15 protein-coding genes and 1 tRNA gene are annotated in these 18,125 nt (G+C 57.8%); 6 read left to right on the top strand and 10 right to left on the bottom strand.

Annotation, left to right across the window (positions count from 1 at the left end; translation table 11 throughout):
• Nucleotides 1-37: 37 nt before the first annotated feature.
• Genes gcvPA through FGU71_RS08120 form a run of 3 tightly spaced genes read left to right on the top strand, consistent with a single transcriptional unit; the run spans nt 38 to nt 3,717 of the window.
• A complete protein-coding gene (gene gcvPA / locus FGU71_RS08110) occupies nt 38-1,414 on the top strand; it encodes an aminomethyl-transferring glycine dehydrogenase subunit GcvPA (RefSeq protein WP_142788094.1) in 1,377 nt (458 codons plus the stop codon).
• On the top strand, nt 1,411-2,976 hold the full coding sequence (gene gcvPB / locus FGU71_RS08115) for an aminomethyl-transferring glycine dehydrogenase subunit GcvPB (RefSeq protein WP_142788095.1): 1,566 nt from the start codon (nt 1,411-1,413) through the stop codon (nt 2,974-2,976). The genes gcvPA and gcvPB overlap by 4 nt, the downstream gene beginning before the upstream one ends.
• Before the next feature lie 15 nt (nt 2,977-2,991).
• Nucleotides 2,992-3,717 (top strand): Nmad3 family putative nucleotide modification protein, encoded by a 726-nt coding sequence (locus tag FGU71_RS08120; protein ID WP_142788096.1) that lies wholly within the window; start codon nt 2,992-2,994, stop codon nt 3,715-3,717.
• On the opposite strand, the gene mmsB is transcribed toward FGU71_RS08120, so the two are convergent.
• From mmsB to FGU71_RS08140, 4 genes are read right to left on the bottom strand one after another with little or no spacing between them, the layout of a single operon-like run.
• The gene (mmsB, locus tag FGU71_RS08125; protein ID WP_142788097.1) at nt 3,704-4,573 is read right to left on the bottom strand and encodes a 3-hydroxyisobutyrate dehydrogenase; all 870 of its coding nucleotides are present in this window, start codon (nt 4,571-4,573) and stop codon (nt 3,704-3,706) included. The genes FGU71_RS08120 and mmsB overlap by 14 nt on opposite strands.
• Before the next feature lie 36 nt (nt 4,574-4,609).
• Nucleotides 4,610-5,419: an enoyl-CoA hydratase-related protein gene (locus FGU71_RS08130; protein ID WP_185960239.1), complete on the bottom strand. Its 810-nt coding sequence runs from the start codon at nt 5,417-5,419 to the stop codon at nt 4,610-4,612.
• The gene (locus FGU71_RS08135; RefSeq protein WP_142788098.1) at nt 5,404-6,459 is read right to left on the bottom strand and encodes an enoyl-CoA hydratase/isomerase family protein; all 1,056 of its coding nucleotides are present in this window, start codon (nt 6,457-6,459) and stop codon (nt 5,404-5,406) included. The genes FGU71_RS08130 and FGU71_RS08135 overlap by 16 nt, the downstream gene beginning before the upstream one ends.
• 27 nt (nt 6,460-6,486) lie before the next feature.
• Nucleotides 6,487-7,632 (bottom strand): acyl-CoA dehydrogenase family protein, encoded by a 1,146-nt coding sequence (locus tag FGU71_RS08140; protein ID WP_142788099.1) that lies wholly within the window; start codon nt 7,630-7,632, stop codon nt 6,487-6,489.
• A gap of 137 nt (nt 7,633-7,769) precedes the next feature.
• Between FGU71_RS08140 and FGU71_RS08145 the strand changes: the two genes are divergently transcribed.
• Nucleotides 7,770-8,177 carry a hypothetical protein gene (locus FGU71_RS08145; RefSeq protein ID WP_142788100.1) on the top strand — a complete coding sequence of 136 codons (408 nt, stop codon included), beginning with the start codon at nt 7,770-7,772 and terminating at the stop codon, nt 8,175-8,177.
• Here FGU71_RS08145 and FGU71_RS08150 read toward each other — a convergent pair.
• The 3 genes from FGU71_RS08150 to FGU71_RS08160 are packed head-to-tail and all read right to left on the bottom strand — an operon-like array spanning nt 8,174 to nt 10,566.
• Nucleotides 8,174-8,566, bottom strand: a complete 393-nt coding sequence (locus FGU71_RS08150) for a RidA family protein (protein ID WP_142788101.1) — start codon at nt 8,564-8,566, stop codon at nt 8,174-8,176. The genes FGU71_RS08145 and FGU71_RS08150 overlap by 4 nt on opposite strands.
• The gene (locus tag FGU71_RS08155) at nt 8,563-9,072 is read right to left on the bottom strand and encodes a hypothetical protein (protein WP_142788102.1); all 510 of its coding nucleotides are present in this window, start codon (nt 9,070-9,072) and stop codon (nt 8,563-8,565) included. Before FGU71_RS08155 ends, FGU71_RS08150 begins: the two co-directional genes overlap by 4 nt.
• A complete protein-coding gene (locus tag FGU71_RS08160; protein ID WP_142788103.1) occupies nt 9,073-10,566 on the bottom strand; it encodes a CoA-acylating methylmalonate-semialdehyde dehydrogenase in 1,494 nt (497 codons plus the stop codon).
• A 173-nt stretch (nt 10,567-10,739) separates the two neighbouring features.
• Here FGU71_RS08160 and FGU71_RS08165 point away from each other — a divergent pair.
• Both FGU71_RS08165 and FGU71_RS08170 read left to right on the top strand, forming a co-directional pair.
• Nucleotides 10,740-10,813, top strand: a tRNA-Gly gene (locus FGU71_RS08165).
• A 201-nt stretch (nt 10,814-11,014) separates the two neighbouring features.
• Nucleotides 11,015-12,244 (top strand): tyrosine-type recombinase/integrase, encoded by a 1,230-nt coding sequence (locus tag FGU71_RS08170; protein ID WP_142788104.1) that lies wholly within the window; start codon nt 11,015-11,017, stop codon nt 12,242-12,244.
• A gap of 781 nt (nt 12,245-13,025) precedes the next feature.
• On the opposite strand, the gene FGU71_RS08175 is transcribed toward FGU71_RS08170, so the two are convergent.
• From FGU71_RS08175 to FGU71_RS08185, 3 genes are all read right to left on the bottom strand, one after another.
• Nucleotides 13,026-16,571, bottom strand: a complete 3,546-nt coding sequence (locus tag FGU71_RS08175; RefSeq protein ID WP_142788105.1) for a CHASE domain-containing protein — start codon at nt 16,569-16,571, stop codon at nt 13,026-13,028.
• Between the two features lie 2 nt (nt 16,572-16,573).
• Nucleotides 16,574-17,071: a GAF domain-containing protein gene (locus FGU71_RS08180; protein ID WP_142789053.1), complete on the bottom strand. Its 498-nt coding sequence runs from the start codon at nt 17,069-17,071 to the stop codon at nt 16,574-16,576.
• A gap of 379 nt (nt 17,072-17,450) precedes the next feature.
• Complete coding sequence (locus tag FGU71_RS08185; protein ID WP_234035767.1) at nt 17,451-17,987, bottom strand: DUF5681 domain-containing protein; 537 nt, start codon at nt 17,985-17,987, stop codon at nt 17,451-17,453.
• Between the last annotated feature and the right edge of the window lie 138 nt (nt 17,988-18,125).

The raw sequence follows: 18,125 nt of genomic DNA on the forward strand, positions 1-18,125 counted from the left end.
CCCGTGAGCCGAAAAAGCGGGCTTTGGAGAATATGTAATGCGTTACCTCCCTCTCACTGACACCGACCGCGGCGATATGCTGGCGAAAATCGGCGCGGGCTCGATTGATGATCTGTTCGTCGATGTACCCGAAATCGCGCGGCTTGATGGACCGATCCGCGATCTGCCGATGCATGCCAGTGAAATGGCGGTTGAGCGTCATATGAAAGCCCGCGCGAACAAAAATCTCGCGGCAGGCGATGCGCCATTCTTCCTTGGTGCGGGCGCATACCGCCACCATATCCCGGCAAGCGTGGATACGGTGATCCAGCGCGGCGAATTTCTTACGGCCTATACGCCCTATCAGCCCGAAATCGCGCAGGGCACGTTGCAAATGCTGTTTGAATTCCAGACGCAGGTTGCACGACTTTATGGCTGCGCGGTGGCGAATGCCTCGCTGTATGACGGGTCAACCGCATGCTGGGAAGCGGTCGCCATGGCAGGCCGGGTGACCAAGCGGAATCGCGCGGTACTTTCCGGTGCGCTCCACCCTCATTATGCGCAAGTGGTCAAGACTATGGCGCAGTTCACCGGCGATACCATCGCCGACAGCGCACCTGCGATCCAGACCGAGCCCGATCTTGACGGTCTGACCGCGCGCATTGACGATGAAACCGCTTGTGTCGTGGTGCAGTACCCAGACATTCTTGGGCGGATAAGCGACCTTTCCAAAGTCGCCGATGCTGCCCATGCCAAGGGCGCTCTGCTGATTGTGGTCAATACAGAGCCGGTGGCGCTAGGCGCGATCATGTCGCCTGGCGAAATGGGCGCGGATATCGTCGTGGGTGAAGGCCAGTCGATTGGCGTAGGTCTGCAATTTGGCGGGCCGTATCTTGGCCTGTTCGCGGTGCGCGATCCGAAACATGTTCGCCAGATGCCAGGGCGGCTGTGCGGCGAGACCACCGATGCCGAGGGCAAGCGCGGTTTCGTGCTGACGCTCTCCACCCGTGAGCAACATATCCGCCGCGAAAAAGCGACATCAAACATTTGTACTAATTCGGGTCTCTGCGCCCTCGCATTCAGCGTCCATATGACGCTGCTGGGCGAAAAGGGGATGCGCGAGCTGGCGGCGGAAAACCACCGTCTTGCCTGCCTTGCCGCCGACCGGCTTGAAAAAGTACCGGGCGTGAAGCTGCTCAACACTTCATTTTTCAACGAATTCACCCTGATGCTGGATGGTAAGCCTGCGCGTGAGATTGTGCGCGAACTGGCCGATCGCGGCGTATTGGGCGGAGTATCGCTCGGGCGGCTGTATCCCGGCATCGAGGCGTTGGAGCACGCGTTGCTGGTCGCTGTAACCGAAACAACCACCGAAGATGACATTGAAACGCTCGCCAATGAACTTGAGCGGATTGTGATGGAGCCAGCCCAATGAACGCGCCTAACAAATCCGGCTGGAAACCAGCAATGGAAGCCGCAGAAGACGGCCTGCATAATGGCCCGCAAACCGTAACCGGCAATCGCGCGCTCATGCTCGAAGAGCCGTTGATCTTTGAAATCGGCAAAGCGGAAGTCACCGGTGTTGATCTGCCCAAAATCGATCCAGCAGTGCCCACGCGGCTGGCTGGTTTGCATCGTGATGATGCAATTGGGCTGGTCGGCCTGACAGAGCCGGAAACGGTGCGCCACTATACGCGCCTTAGCCGCCAGAATTACGGTATCGACCTCGGGTTCTTCCCGCTGGGCAGTTGCACAATGAAGCACAATCCGCGCCTGAACGAAAAAATGGCGCGCCTTCCCGGGTTTGCCGATATCCATCCGCTCGCCCCGCAAAACAGCGTGCAGGGTGCGCTGCAAGTGATTGACGAGCTGGCGACATGGCTGAAAACTTTGACCGGGATGCCAGCGGTCGCAATGAGCCCCAAAGCAGGGGCGCACGGTGAATTGTGCGGCATTCTGGCGATCCGCGCTGCACACACCGCAGCCGGCAACCCGCGCGAAGTTGTGCTGGTGCCGGAAAGCGCCCACGGCACCAACCCGGCGACCGCGGCTTTCGCGGGCTATAGGGTCGAAGATATCCCCGCGACGCCCGAAGGCCGCGTGAATGTCGCAGAGCTTAAGGCGCGTCTTGGCCCCGATGTCGCCGCTGTGATGATCACCAACCCCAATACCTGCGGATTGTTTGAAAAGGACTTTCGCGAGATTGCCGATGCCGTCCACGAAGCAGGCGGATACGTTTACTGTGACGGGGCGAACTTCAACGCGATTGTTGGCCGCGTGCGTCCGGGCGATCTGGGTGTCGATGCCATGCACATCAACCTGCACAAGACCTTCTCGACCCCGCATGGCGGCGGCGGTCCCGGATCTGGCCCTGTGGTGTTTTCAGAGGCGCTTGCGCCTTACGCGCCGCTGCCATTCGTAAAACAGGATGATGCCGGCGAATATTATCTGGTTGAGGAAGAGCATCGCGAAGAGCGCGGCCCCACTTTTGGCCGGATGACAGCGTTCCACGGCCAGATGGGCATGTTCACCCGCGCGCTGACATACATGCTCAGCCACGGTGCCGATGGCCTGAAACAGGTGGCCGAAGACGCGGTGTTGAACGCCAATTACATCCTGCGTAGCCTCGAAGACCTGCTCCACGCCCCGTTCGCGGATAGCGGCCCTTGCATGCACGAGGCGCTATTTGGCGATAAGGATTTCGGCGGCGATCTCTCGACGCTGGATCTGGCCAAGGCTTTGATCGACGAAGGGTACCACCCGATGACGGTGTATTTCCCTCTGGTTGTTCACGGTGCGATGCTGGTTGAACCAACCGAGACCGAGAGCAAGGCTTCGATTGACCAGTTTATCGAGGCATTTAGATCGGTTGCGCAGCGCGCTCTGGATGGTGATCAAAGCATGAAGCAGGCGCCGTATTATGCGCCGCGCCGCAGGCTTGATGAAACGGCAGCCGCGCGTAAGCCCAAGCTCGCTTGGTCAGAACCGGAAGAATAAGGCCCGCTGCGCTCCATGCGCATTGTCTTTAGCCGCAAGGGATTCGATAGCAGCGCCGGAGGCGGGCCTTCGCCAATTGTGGATGGGAGGCCGTGTAGCTTGCCGATCCCTGCGGGCACGGCTTCGCGTACGACCTATGCGGATCTCGCTCTGGGTGAACATGCCGCGCATGCGAGCAGGGGCAAGGTTGGCGCCGACGATCTGTGTCATCACGATCCTATGTTCTGTGATGATGGCGCATGCGTATTTGGGCAGCACAGCGCAGCGCAAACCCACCTTGAAAGGCAAGGTGTGGGCGTGGGCGACGCGTTCGTATTTTTCGGGCTATTTGCCGACGAAATCACGGGAGAGCCGCATCACCGCATTTTCGGATATTTGCGGGTGGAAGAAACGATCGCGCTTGCCGAAGGCATTCCCGCCGATTTGATCAATCTGGGCCACCCGCACGCGCTGGCCCTGCACAGTTCCAATGATGTGATCTGGCGCGGCGAGGGGCGCACCGCGAACCGCGCAAGTGACGCCTTGCGCCTGACCGTGCCCGGCGGCCCGCCCAGCCTGTGGCAGCGGCCCGATTGGCTGAAACGCGGCGGGTTATCCTATCACGACCGCGCGGATCGCTGGGTACGCGGCGGCAAGCTGCAATCTGTTGCGCGAGGTCAGGAATTCGTGGCGGATGCAGGGCGGCGCAAGGGTCCGCGCCAATGGCTTGAACAGATCATAGCCGAGATCAATAGGTCTTGATGATTGCCGAGAAATCCTTGCCGCCATTGCCAGCGCCGTTGAAGTCTTCATAAAGCGCCGCTGCGCGCGAACCCATAGGCACGGCGCTGTCCGACTTTTCTGCGGCTTCCATGGCGAGGCGCAAATCTTTCAGCATTAAAGCTGTGGCAAATCCGCCTTCGTAATCATTGTCCGACGGGCTTTGCGGACCAACGCCGGGGACGGGGCAATAGCTTGTCATTGACCAGTTCTGACCGCTGGAAACGCTTGAAATATCGTAGAATGTTTGCGGATCAAGACCGAGCTTTTCCGCCATGGCAAAGGCTTCGCATGTACCCGCCATATGGATCGCGAGCAGCATGTTGTTGCAGATTTTCGCAGCCTGTCCGTTGCCCGCATCGCCTGCGTGGATCACCGCTTTGCCCATTGCCTCAAGAATGGGTTTTGCGCGATCAAAGGCACTGTCCGATCCGCCAACCATAAAGGTGAGCGTCCCTCCATTGGCTGCGGCGATCCCGCCCGAGACAGGCGCATCGACCATCTCGTATCCGTCCGCTTCGGCAGCGGATATAACTTCGCGCGCGGTGGCGACGTCAATCGTGGAGCAATCGAGGAACACTGCGCCTTTTGGAGCGGTCCCGATTACACTGTCGCTGTAGACGCCTTTGACAATCTCACCATTGGGCAACATCGAAACAACCGCTTCGACGTCCTCAACCGCTTCCTCGACCGAAGAAAATATGGTGCAGCCAGCGTCTTTTGCTGCGTTCAGTGCGGTTTCGCTCAGGTCGAAAGCGCGAACTTTATGCCCCGCTTTCACAAGGTTCGCGGCCATTCCGCCGCCCATATTGCCGAGGCCGATGAAAGCGATCTTCATATTATTCTCCGCTGGTGCAACTCGCGCCGGATAGGCCTATCGACCCTTCCACTGACCTTCACGCTTCTCGATAAAGGCTGCCATGCCCTCGGCTTTGTCCTCGCTCGCCGTCAGGATCTGGAAGATCCGGCGTTCCATGATCAGGCCCTGATCGAGCGAGCTTTCGAACGCGGAATTGACCATTTCCTTGTTCGCAATCGCAGCCATTGGCGGCATCGAAGCGATGGTGCCTGCGGTCTTGAGCGTATCGGCGAGCAGATCGGCCTGCGGCACAACGCGCGCCACCAGATTGGCGCGCTCGGCTTCTTCGGCGCTCATCATGCGGCCTGTCAGGCACATTTCCATGGCCTTGGATTTACCGATAGCGCGGGTGAGGCGCTGGCTGCCACCCATGCCGGGGGCCACGCCGAGCTTGATTTCGGGCTGGCCGAATTTCGCGTTGTCCGATGCGATGATGAAGTCCGCCATCATCGCCAGCTCGCACCCGCCGCCCAGCGCAAAACCGTTGACGGCTGCGATCCACGGCTTGCGGGTCTTCTTCACAATCTCGCTGGTCCACGGAGAGAAAAAGTCGTCGAGATAGAAGTCAGCGGCGGCTTTCTCGGACATTTCCTTGATATCGGCTCCGGCGGCAAAGGCTTTCTCGCCCGATCCGGTCAGCACGGCGCAAAGCTGGCTGTCATCGGCCTGATACTCAGCGAAAGCCGCGATCAATTCTGTCAGAACGACAGAGTTTAACGCATTCAGAGCCTTGGGCCGGTTCAGCGTTATCAGCGTGACACCCTTGGTTCCGGCGGCGTCTTTTTCGACCAGAATTGTTTCGTAATTGCTCACAGCGGTTTCCATTCTTCGTCTGCGGGAAGCGGTGCAAAGATGCTGTCGAGCAGCTCTTCGCTCACCTCTTGCGGCGTGGCGGGGTCCCATTTGGGATCGCCGGTTTTGTCGATAATCACAGCGCGCACCCCTTCGGCAAAATCAGGGCGCACAAGCACACGGCTGCCGATACGGTATTCCATTGCCATATTGTCGGCAAAGGTCGGCAGATCGAGGCTGGTGGCAAGCTGACGCAGCGCAACCTTGCAGGTCTGCGGGCTTTTGGTGCCCAGCGTGTCCCGTTCTTTGACCGCCCATTGATCACCATCAGCAATGGCGGCTTCGAGGCTTGCGAGGATATCTTCGTACCGATCAGAGGCAAAATGCTTGGCAATCTTCAGCGCATTCGCTTCGATCCGTGCAGGGGGCGGTGTGCCCACCGGCTCGGACAAAATGCCTGCAATGCGGCCGGGCCGCTCGATAATCCGCGCCTTGATATCTTCCAGCAGATTGCTCGGCACGTAATGCGTTGCAAGGCCGGTCCACAGCGTTTCGGCTCCATCAAGGCGTGCGCCCGTCAGCGCCAGAAATTGACCAAGCCGCCCGCCAATGCGCGAAAGATACCATCCTCCGCCAACATCGGGGAACAGGCCGATCCCGGTTTCCGGCATGGCAAAGCGGGTGTTTTCGGTCGCGACGCGGAATTTTGCAGGCTGCGAGATGCCGACCCCGCCGCCCATCGTGATCCCGTCCATAAACGCCACCACAGGCTTGGCGTAAGTGAACAGCTGATGGTTCAGCTGATATTCGTCATGAAAGAATTTGCGCCCTGACACACCGCCATCATTCAGCGCGGAATCGCGCAGAAAAGCGATATCGCCGCCTGCGCAGAAACCGCGGCCTTCGTGGTGATCGATGATGACCGCTTCGATGGAATCGTCATCCGCCCATACGGTGAGCGCATCTGACATAGCGTGGCACATATCCAGCGTCAGGGCATGCAGCGCCTTGGGCCGGTTGAGCGATATGTGTCCGACCCGGCCATTTTTCCGGGTGATTACGTCCTGGGTCATAAAACCCCTTTCTCTCGTCTGCGCCGGTTACTGGCGCAGCAAATCCCGGCCTACGATCATGCGCATTACCTGATTGGTGCCTTCGAGGATCGAATGCACGCGCAGATCGCGCCAGAACCGTTCAATCGGGTAATCTTTAAGATAACCGTAGCCGCCAAACAATTGCAGCGCATCGTTCACAACCTTGCTGCCATTGTCGGTGGCGAGCCGTTTCGCCATCGCGGAAAAACGCGATTTGTCCGGCGCATTGTCGGTCACTTTTGCCGCAGCGAGATACAGCAGCGCACGGGCGCTTTCGAGGTCGGTTGCCATATCGGCCAGCATAAACTGGGTGTTCTGAAAATCGGCAATCGGGGTATCGAATTGCTTGCGGTCTTTGGTGTAGGCCACAGCTTCGTCAAGGCACCGCTGCGCTCCGCCCAGCGAACAGGCGCCGATATTCAAACGCCCGCCATCAAGACCCATCATGGCAAACCGGAAACCTTCGCCTTCATCGCCGACGCGGTTGGAGACCGGCACGCGCGCATCTTCGAATATGACCTGAGCGGTGGGCGAGGCATTCCATCCCAGCTTCTTCTCCGGCGCGCCAAAGCTGACACCCGGCGTATCCTTGTCGATCACAAGGCAGCTGATGCCTTTGGTCTTGTGCTCGCCGGTGCGGACCATGCAGACATAGACATCATTGACACCGCCGCCCGAAATGAACTGTTTCGTCCCGTTGAGGACATAGTGATCGCCATCAAGTTTCGCATTGGCTTTCAGCGCGGCGGCATCTGATCCGCTGCCCGGTTCGGTGAGACAGTAGCTGGCGATTTTATCCATCGAGATAAGATCAGGGAGGTAGCGATCTTTCAGCTCCTGCCCGCCAAATTCGTCTATCATCCAGGCGGCCATATTGTGGATCGAGATAAAGGCGCTGGTGGTCGGGCAGCCATAGGCCATCGCCTCCATAATCAGCGCGGCTTCCAAACGGCCAAGTCCGATCCCGCCCGATTCCTCGGATACATAGATCGCGCCAAAGCCGAGTTCGGCCGTTTGTTTGATCACGTCTTTGGGGAAGATATGTTTCTCATCCCATTCACTGGCATGCGGGGTGATGTTATCGGCGGTGAACCGCTGGGCCATTTCCTGAATGGCGAGCTGGTCTTCGGTAAGAGAAAATTGTCCTTGCATGATGGGGCATGTACCCCGCTTCGCTCTGCTAGAAAAGGGGCAGGGATACGCGTTTTGCATGGCGCACTTTGCACAAAGTGTGCGGAGTTTTTTCGTAACGATGTAACCAATTTGCGGTTCTGCGCGTATCTATTGTTATGGACCACGCACGCACTCGACTTTTGATCGTCTACAACGCTGATAGCGGCGTTATGAATGCCCTGCTTCACGCCCTGCATAAACAGTTCGCGCCGGCGACTTACCCCTGTTCGCTGTGCGCGCTGACTTATGGCTCGGTTTCGATGCGCCGCGAATGGCGTGCGTTTCTAAATGAGCTGCCGCTTGAAGTGGTTTTCCATCACCGTGATGACTTTGCAGCCGCCTATCCGGGGCACGGATATGATCTGCCTGCCATACTGCTTGCTGACAAGGATAGCGCGCCGCGTATTCTTGTCCCGGCAGCGGAGCTTAATCCTATGGCCGAGCTAAGCGATTTGATCGTTCGCGTCGAAAGCCAGCTCGAAATCGAGCGAACCTTGAAACCGCGCGTAAGGGCTCGCGCTTAGCCAGAACCAATCACTGCCTCGGCTTCGATTTCGATTTTCCATTCTGTGCGGCAGAGCCACGCAACTCCGGCCATAGTCGCAGCGGGCTTGGCGGCGCCAAAATACCGGGCATGTACGGCCCCGACGGCGGCCTGATCGTCAAAATCTGTCAATAACATCCGTGTGCGTACGACGTCTGCGGCATTGCCTCCCAGTTCCTCTATCGCGGCGATAATCAACTCGCAGCACCGTGCCGCCTGCGCCGCGGCATCACCTTTGGTTGTGCTGCCATCCGGTTCGATCGGTCCGGTTCCCGCCACAACTATCCGGTTTCCCTCTCGCACAGCGCGGCAAAAACCGAATTGCGCTTCAAACGGTGAACCGGATGATGTGCGGGCGCGTATCGTCATTCAGGGCAACGCTTGCTGGGATATTCGTCCGGCGCCATAGGCCCATCACCTTCCGACGTGTGAATGCGCAGATCCTCGCCTTCGCCCATCAGCGCAAAGCGGGTTGATTGTTCCCATGTCTCGCCTTCGCCTTCCATGGCTAGAGTCACAATCACGGCATCTTTGTCAGCGGTTACGCCGGTGACTAGGCCGATCGATTCGTAGAACAGGATTTCGCTTGCGGAGATTTCCATCCGCAGATCGCTCTCCGGCGCGCAGGTTCCGCCTTCATAATCCCATACACCCTGAAACCGTGCGGGGATGGTATTTGCGGCGGCTGCTGTTTCGCTGGCTGTGTCCGATACCGCGGGATCAGCCTGTGTCACAGGCACGCTGTCCGGTGCAGCGGCTGGCGCAGAATCCAGCGCTTCGGGCGAAGGCGCATCCTGCTCTGCTTCCGCGCCGCACGCTGCCAGCGCGAGTGCCAGCGCGGGTGTCACAAGGCTAAGACAGATAATCCGCATCATTTACCCCATAGTCGGAATGATAAAGGCATTGGACCCATCGCCGCCGCCATCGGGCCAACGCTGTGTGATCTTCTTGTTCTTGGTCCAGAACGCCAGGCCTTCTGTGCCGTATTGATCAATATCGCCAAAGCCGCTGCGTTTCCATCCGCCAAAGCTGTGATAGCTGACCGGAACGGGGATCGGCACATTCACGCCGACCATCCCGACATTGACGCGGCTGGCAAATTCGCGGGCTGCATGACCATTGCGGGTGAAAATCGCGACGCCGTTTCCATACTGGTGCTCGCTCGGCAGGCGCACGGCTTCTTCGAAATCATGGGCGCGCACGATCTGGAGCACGGGGCCAAAAATCTCTTCCTGATAGCTTTTCATTTGCGGCGTTACCCGGTCGATCAGGGTCGGGCCGACAAAGAAACCGTCCTCGTGCCCCTGAAGCGAAAAGCCCCGTCCATCGATGACGATTTCACTGCCTTCTTCTTCGGCTGTGGTGATCCATTGCTCAACGCGTGCTTTATGCTCCGGTGTGACCACCGGCCCATAATGCGCATCGGGATCGTTCGAAACGCCGATCCGCAAGGCGTTGATCGCGGGGATAAGCTTTTCGCGCAGGCGGTTTGCCGTGTCCTCACCAACGGGCACCACCACCGGCAGCGCCATACAACGTTCGCCTGCCGAACCGAAAGCTGCCCCGGTCAGATCATTCACCACCTGATCAAGGTCCGCATCGGGCATCACGACACCGTGGTTCTTCGCTCCGCCAAAGGCCTGAACGCGTTTCGCATTCGCCGTCCCGCGGGAATAGATATACTGCGCAATGTCCGAAGATCCGACAAAGCTGATCGCTGCAATATCGGGATGGTCAATGATTGCATCGACCATTTCCTTGTCCCCGTGGACGACTTGCAAAAGCCCTTCGGGAGCACCCGCCTCGACAAACAATTCGGCCAGGCGGACCGGAACGCTCGGATCGCGCTCAGATGGCTTCAGGATAAACGCATTACCGGCCGCGCAGGCCATGCCGAACATCCACATCGGGATCATCGCGGGAAAGTTGAACGGCGTGATACCAGCACCAATGCCAAGCGGCTGGCGGGTCGAATAGACATCGATGCCCGGACCAGCGCCCTGAGTATATTCGCCTTTCAGGATCTGCGGAATACCGCAGGCATATTCGATCACTTCAAGCCCGCGTTGAACATCGCCTTTCGCGTCATCGATCACTTTGCCATGCTCGGAAGACAACAATTCTGCGAGGCTTTGCATGTTCTGTTCGATCAATTCCTTGAACTTGAACATGACGCGTGCACGTTTTTGCGGGTTGGTGGCGGCCCATTCGGGTTGGACCTGCTTTGCAGTCGCCACAGCCTTGTCGAGCAAAGCGGCATCGCCCAACGCAACCTCGGCCTGAACTTCGCCGGTCGATGGGTTCCAGATAGAGTGCTTGCGCCCCGGAGCCGGACTGTCGCCGACAATAAAGTGATCGACCTGCCGCATTTTTATTCCTCTCGATTATTCGATTCTGTCTGTGCAGCGCCCTAGCGGTTTACCGCGAGAAATCCAATCTCGGCAGAGACTATAGAGCAAAAGGGCCCCTTGCGCCTATCGAATTGACCACGGCAGCGCATTGCGGCAAAGCGCGCCGCATCAGACACCATGGTCCTTGAAATGCGGGTGTAGCTCAATGGTAGAGCAGCAGCTTCCCAAGCTGACGACGAGGGTTCGATTCCCTTCACCCGCTCCATCGCCGCCTTCCCCAAACATCCCGGAAACGCTATAAAACCTTTGGAAACCATAGGGTTTCTGGCGGTCTGGTGTCCTGCATTTGCTCGGCTAGTCCCGCCAAATCTCCCGAAATTGGGGGCCTTTTTGGGGGCCTCACAGGTTTTCACCAATTCGAGAGGCCCCCAACCTGGGGGCCTTTTCTGGGTAAAGGTCTGAAATCATGGCGCTAACTGACGTTGGAATTCGCAAGGCTAAGGCGGGTCCGAAAGCCTACAAAATGAGCGACTCGTTGGGGCTCTTCCTTTTGGTGGAGCGAACCGGCGGAAAACTGTGGCGAATGAAGTATCGCATCGATGGCCGGGAGAAGAAGCTGGCGATCGGACGCTACCCGGAAATTGGGTTGGCAGAGGCCCGCAGAAGGCGCGACGCGGCGCGAGAGCAGCTGGCGCAGGGCAAGGATCCTTCACGCGAAAAACAGCGTGAGAAGGCGCGTGCGAAGCTTGGTGCGGAAAATACCTTTGCTTCGCTGGCCGCCGAGTTCTGCGAAAAGCGGAAACATGATGGCTCACGGGCCTGGGCACCCGCAACGGCGAAGCGCTGCGAATACCTCCTGTCAGTCCTCAACAGCTCGATAGGCCATCTACCCATCGCCGATATTGAGCCTGCTGACATTCTGACAGCCGTCCGCCGGATCGAAAGTAAGGGCAAGCTGGAAAGCGCAAAGCGAACCTTGCAATTGGCAGGCTCGGTCTTCCGCTATGCAGTCGCGACAGCGCGCCTCAAATCCGATCCGACACGTGATTTGAGGGGCGCGCTGATGAACCCCACCGTGACGCATTACGGTGCGGTTCTCAATCCTGTCGGGGCTGGGGAGTTGCTACGGGCGATCGATGGCTACGAAGGCCAACCTATCACCAAACTGGCAATGCAGCTTGCTCCGCATGTGTTCGTAAGGCCGGGTGAGCTCCGCCACGCCGAGTGGAGTGAAATCGACTTCGATGGTGCTTTGTGGACGATCCCGGCGAACAAGACGAAGATGCGCAAGGATCACCTCGTCCCACTCTCACGCCAAGCTATTGCGATTTTGGAAGAGGCCTACCGATTGACGGGGCCCGACGGCTATGTCTTCCCGTCAGCCCGAACCCGCAGGCGTCCCATGAGCGATAACACGATCAACGCTGGACTGCGCCGCCTAGGCTACACCACGGACGAGATGACCGCCCACGGCTTTCGCGCAATGGCCTCAACGCTGCTGAACGAGAGCGGAAAGTGGAACCCAGACGCAATCGAACGCGCGCTGGCGCACGGAGACAGCGACAAGGTCCGTGCAGCCTACCATCGTGGTGCCCACTGGAAAGAGCGAGTGAAGATGATGAAATGGTGGAGTGACTACCTGGATCAGCTTCGCGAAGGCGCGGAAGTGATGCCGATCAAGGCAGCGAAACGCTGACGGATTGTGCCAAAAATCGCAACTCTTCTACGATCCCTGAAAACTCGGAGAAAAATCTCGTGATTACGGCTGCTTATCGCAATGTGAGTTGTCTACGGCTCAGCGGAAACCCGCTCAACTCGTAGGCGGGTCGATTCCGCCCAAAGCCATATTGTAATGAAAAAACATAGCCTTACGTCCCGAATGCGCGGGGTAGGGTGTGCTCCTGTTTCCAGCTACGGTGAACGATCCAGAGGAAGCGAGAGAAGATGCTGATGGGACAAACCCATTTCGTGCCGATGGATTTTGAGCCAGGCTGGCGTTTGAGGCTGTTTCTGGGCCGCGTGCAGACCGTCTGGTTCAGATATCCCGGATCGAAAAAGCGGACTATATGTTATAGACTAAATTGCGGTCATTTCAGACGAAGGTGACAGTCTGCTCAAACCTGCTATCGAGACGCTGTCTGGCTGCTGAAACTAGCTTGCAGGCCGCCACCGCGGAGCGGCCTTAATCTGCCCCACCACAGTCTGACTACATCGTGGCAAATTTCGTTTCCGCGCTCGACCAGCAGATCTTAGACATTTGTAAGCTTAGCGAAATTCGGACCTACATGATCACGGCCAAGTGCATAATCTCTCGCGACGAGTTGAATTAGCGGAACCAACTAGCCGGCTTGCAAGGCTTGGGCATTGCACTTTCCTAGCGATCACGCTCCTTGCACTAGCAAGCGCGTTTGCTTCAAATGTGCCTGCTTTTTGATGTTGGGAAAAGCGCGAACGCGGTCAACGGGCGATAGCCTAGCCTAGCCTACCATCTCAGATGCGCGTAAGTTCGCTATCAAACCCCCGATCCGGTCACGTGCATCTCCACCGTCGCCCGCTCTCAGATCGTGTTCGAGCGCCCGGGCTTGTTCACCCAATTGTTCCTCACCAAATATGCCAGCGGTGCCGGCCAAATTATGCAGTTTCCTGGCAGCGCTTACTCGGCTTTCTTGGCGGAACTCCCCTTGGTGCAGCAGCGTTTCGAGACTCTCGATCATTTTCTGCTTTTCGGCCCGGTAACGTTCTTCAATCGAAAGATCGGAACGCGCGTTCCGGGGAGGAGATGGAATTGGTGCAGCGTGATCGTTTGATCGTTTGGCCCACGTGGCAATCGCTTCCTCCAGTTTCTGCGAATTGATGGGCTTGGTCAAATGAGCCTGCATCCCCGCCTCAAGACAACCTGCCATATCTTCTGCGAACGCATTGGCTGTCAACGCGACTATCGGCAGGTCGCAAGCTTTGATGCCTTCGCTACGAATGGCGCGCGTCGCCTCGATACCGTTCATCACCGGCATGTTCATATCCATGAGAACCAGATCGAATGGATGGTTTGCCTGGATTGATGCTTTTACTTCCTCGACCGCGATCGCCCCATTTTCAGCGATTTGTACATCCTTTCCCAATCGGTTGAGCATATCTTTCATCAGCATCTGGTTGATGTCATGATCTTCCACCAGCAATATTCTGCAGCATCGCGGAATGCGCGGCGCGCGCCGTATTTCGAGTTCGGGGTTCAATCGTGCCTCGCCCTGCGATTGATCGTCGTGACAATTTATGACGGGCAGGCGAATGCGGAAAACGCTACCTGTGCCAAGGACGCTTTCGACCTCAACCTCGCCGCCCATCAATTGCGTGAGCTTCCTGCTGATCGCCAACCCCAAACCGGTTCCGCCGTGCTCCCTCGCTATCGATGCATTAGCTTGCTCAAACTCGCTGAATATCACGTCTTGTCGATCCTTGGCGATCCCGATTCCGGTATCTTCAACTTCCAGAACCAAGCGACTGGCATCACCGGTTTCAAGCCGGGCGCGGAGCGTGACGCGACCCTTACTGGTAAATTTAAGCGCATTGCCGAGAAGATTCAGCAAGATCTGGCGGATTCGCAAGCCGTCGCTGCGGATCACCCGCGGAACGTCGCTGGCGATATCGCAGTCCAGCGCAACGCCTTTTTCATCAGCCAGTGCGGCCATCAGTGTGACCGTGCCCGTAACTACATGATGGATATTGGTCGGCTCGGACGCAATTGTCATCTGCCCGGCATCCGCTTTTGACAGATCAAGAATATCGTTCAGCAGCCGCATCATCGAACGCCCGCTATCGGCGATTAGCTGTGTGTGCCGGCGCTGCTCTTCGCTCAGCTCGCTGCCGAGGAGAAGATTGGTGAAACCAAGAACCCCGTTCATCGGTGTGCGGATTTCGTGACTCATGTTCGCCAGGAAACTGGTTTTCGCCTCTACAGCGGCTTCGGCCTGTTTGCGTGCCGCCTGAAGATTGCTTTGCAGTTCCATGCTCTCGGTGACATCAAGCGCAACCGCGATGAACCCGCGCGCCTCCCCCGTGTCGGTCATCTCTGGCCGGGTGACCATGTCTGCCCACCGCGATGTGCCGTCTGTATGGACAAAGCGGAAAGTGGAACGGTGTTCGCTCAGCCGATCGATTGCTTCGAGCCATTCGCTTTGGAACCGGGCGCGGTCGTCGACATGTATGGCCGAAATCCAGCCGGAGCCCATTGAACTTGACGCCCCAAGGTCAGTCATCGTCAGCCAAGTATCATTGGCATAGATACAGAAGCCGAATTCATCTGTGCGAATAATCCCGGCAGGCGAAAGGCGCGCCAGGTCGCTGAACCGGTGCTCGCTTTCGCGAAGCGCAGCCACAGCCTTTTCCAGTCCTATTGTCTTTTGTTTCACCTCTGCGGAAATAACAGCTTCGCGCCGTGCGTAGGATCGCAGCAAGGCGCCAAAACACAGAATCAGGGCAATGCCCCCGCCAAGCACGATCGCGGCTTCGTTGGTTTTGACGTTGCTCTCATACGTCGGGGTGCTCTCCCATACCACCGTCCAGATTTGACCCTCTACCGGGATGGCGCGGCTGATGGTGAAGGCCGCATCAAGGCGGCTCTCGCCGCCGAAAATCTGTTCTTCGGGATTAATTTCGGGTCCGTCATAAATTTTCACCGTGAACAAATCTTCCTGACTGGAAGTGAGGCCGTCGATGAAGCGTGATGCAATGAACGGCGCGTATACCCAGCCCCGGAACGCTGCCCGTCTGTCCTCTACCGAGCTGAGCAAAACACCCCGTCGATAAACCGGCCGCAACAGCAGAAAGCCGGGCGTTTGGGCCTCATCCTGAACCAGCGTGATGCGTCTGGTGATGCGGGCCTCACCTGTGTCCCGGGCAATTTCCGCAGCTTCACGGCGATTTTTCTCAAACCCGATGTCCAGTCCTACCGCCTGCGCATTGATCGCGATGGGTTCGATATATTTAATGACGAACAGGTCATCACCGGCGCCCGGCGGGTGGATCGCGAAAGGTGCCACGCCATCGGCGATGCTCTGTTCCAGAAACGCCGCCTGGTCCTTAGTATTAACAGGTTCGATAAAACCGATCCCATTGATGCCCGGTAGCGTTTCGACGTTGATCATATCGATAAAATCGCGCCAGTCTTCGAGCGTGACCCGGTCTGCCCCGTCAACCACCGCAGCGCCGCCATCCAGGCTGCGCCGATAAATTTCGACCCGGTGCCTGAGCGCGACTTCGCTATCATCCGCCATGGCGCTGAAAGCCACAAGGTTGCGATCATAGATAATGTCCTTGGTCACCACCCAGGCGGCTAATGTGGCAGCGACCAGTGCAAATAGTCCCAGCACCATCGACAGGGTCAACGGGGTAATGGGCACACCTTTCCACAGCACCCTTGGCGAGCGCCACGGTGCCATGAGTGCGATCGGCAGGACAAGCACGATGCCGATAAGATCGCCGATCCACCCCATAATCCAGTCTTGCAGCAATGCAGATGCGGGTATTGTGCCCAGATACCACAACGAGCCCGCACCGACCGGCGCGCTTGCCATACATGCAACAGGTCCCGCCAAAAGGGCGAGCTTGGCGACGTCCGCATTGTTAGCCAGCGAGATCGGAGTGCCAAAGATCCGGTCAATGAGCCATTCGGCCAGTAAGCCCTGACCCGCAGCCGCTGTCGCGAGCGCTGACGCGGCGAGTATCTTCGCGGCCAAGGTATTTGGGGCCACCAAGTCTGCACCGGGCAAATGTGCAGCGTGGCTCCCAATCAAGCCTACCGCAAATGCGCCGATCCAAACACCGGGCCACGAGTTTCGGCCCAGCAGCATCAGCGCTGCAATCGCGACGCCGACCTCCAGCCCGATGGGCATGCCGTGCTTTGAAGGCAGAATGAGCAACTGTCCCGTCAGACCGATCGCCATGTAAGTGATCGCCACGATGACGATCCCCTGCGCAGCTTGCTGCGTTGGGCGAAACCTAGTGAACCATTCGGCAGACCGGGCCATGGTCAGTCAGCATCCGCGCATTGAAGCTTGCGGTTATCCAGCACCTTCATGACGGTGTTCGCCAAAGCCTCGAGGGCAGCGAATTTGTTTGGCACGATATCGGGCCTCAACCGGGTGTCGATTACGCAGATCGTGCCTAATCGGTGCCCCTGATCATTCTTGAGGACCGCGCCAGCATAAAACCGAAGATTAGGATCGCCCTTCACCAGGGGGTTGCGCATGAACCGCTCATCCTCAGCGGCATTCCCAACCACCAGAAGTTCATCGGATGCGATGGCATGCGCGCAAAAAGAAAATGGCCTTGGTGCTTCGCTGACCGACAGGCCAACGCGCGCCTTGAACCAGTTGCGATTCTCATCAACCAGGGAAATCAATGCGATTGGGACCGCAAAAATATCGGCCGCCTGTTGGGCCAAGGCGTCTAATTCAGGCTCCGGCGGAGTGTCCAGAATGTGATAGCTGCCCAGTGCTGCAAGCCGTCCGGCCTCTGAGATTTGCATTTCCACGATTCCGCGCCTCACAATCCAAAATGATCGGTGTTGGCTAGGGAAAGCTTGTAGAATTTTGGTGAATGCCCGTTAGGTATAGGCACTTGAAAATGGGTCGGCCGCCAAGAGGTCTATCCATGTCGATCGACCTAATCTGGCCTTGGTGACTAAGCGCGTTGTTTGGCTCGCAGAAGCCTGATGCCAGGGCGTACCGGATTTTTGTCGGTGATTGCTAAGGGCGCTGGTTAGCGATCAGCTTCGCCGAGGGGTTAGACTGGATTTCCTGAATTATGGCCTATCGCACTGCCACTGGCAGTGCCGAATTAGCGACAGCTTTCAGTTTTAACTAGGAGGCTGATGAATGACTGAAATTGGGGCGCGAAGCTGCCTTTCACTCCGTGACCGTCCACCAGCCCGGCCAGTTCACTTTGTGCGGCACGCGTGTGCAGCTCCATACCTTGCGTTGCTCGGCCTCGGTGAGCTGTCGGTCCCCGAGCCTAGCGAGTGTGGCCTCAACCGCCCAAGGATTGATTTCCCAACGCACGCGCTTCTTGTCGGTTGGGAACTTCTTCGTGGCCATGCCGAGTGTTCGTAGAACGCACTCGATCTGGATGGGCACAATTACAAATTTCTTGATCCCAAGACCTTCCGCATCCGCACTCTTCACACGAGCGGTTTCGATGGCGGCCAATGATGACCGAGCCGCCGCGCTGTCACCGGCCAGTCCTCTCTGCGTGAGCTGAAGGATGAATGCCTCAGCCGCGGTGATGCGGCGCTTGCGTCCCTCCTCTCGCACCGTGACCATTTGTCCCAGAACATGATCGTACGGGATCTGTGAGTTGCGTTTGCCTTTTGGCCGCCCTTTTGGGTTGCCGGATTGGCCCTTCTTGAACCGGGTCGCGCTCGGCGGCTTGCCGTAGCCTAGGATTTGAGACCATCAGTGACGATCACGACAAGACGGATCACTTCTGGCGACGAGTTGAAATAGCGAAACGGACTGGCTGGTTTCTTGGGTTTGGGCATCGTCCCGCCCTACCCGAACATACGAATTCGGCTAGAGGTACAT

It is taken from the genome of Erythrobacter insulae (assembly GCF_007004095.1).
In the GTDB taxonomy this organism is placed as follows: Bacteria; Pseudomonadota; Alphaproteobacteria; order Sphingomonadales; family Sphingomonadaceae; genus Erythrobacter; species Erythrobacter insulae.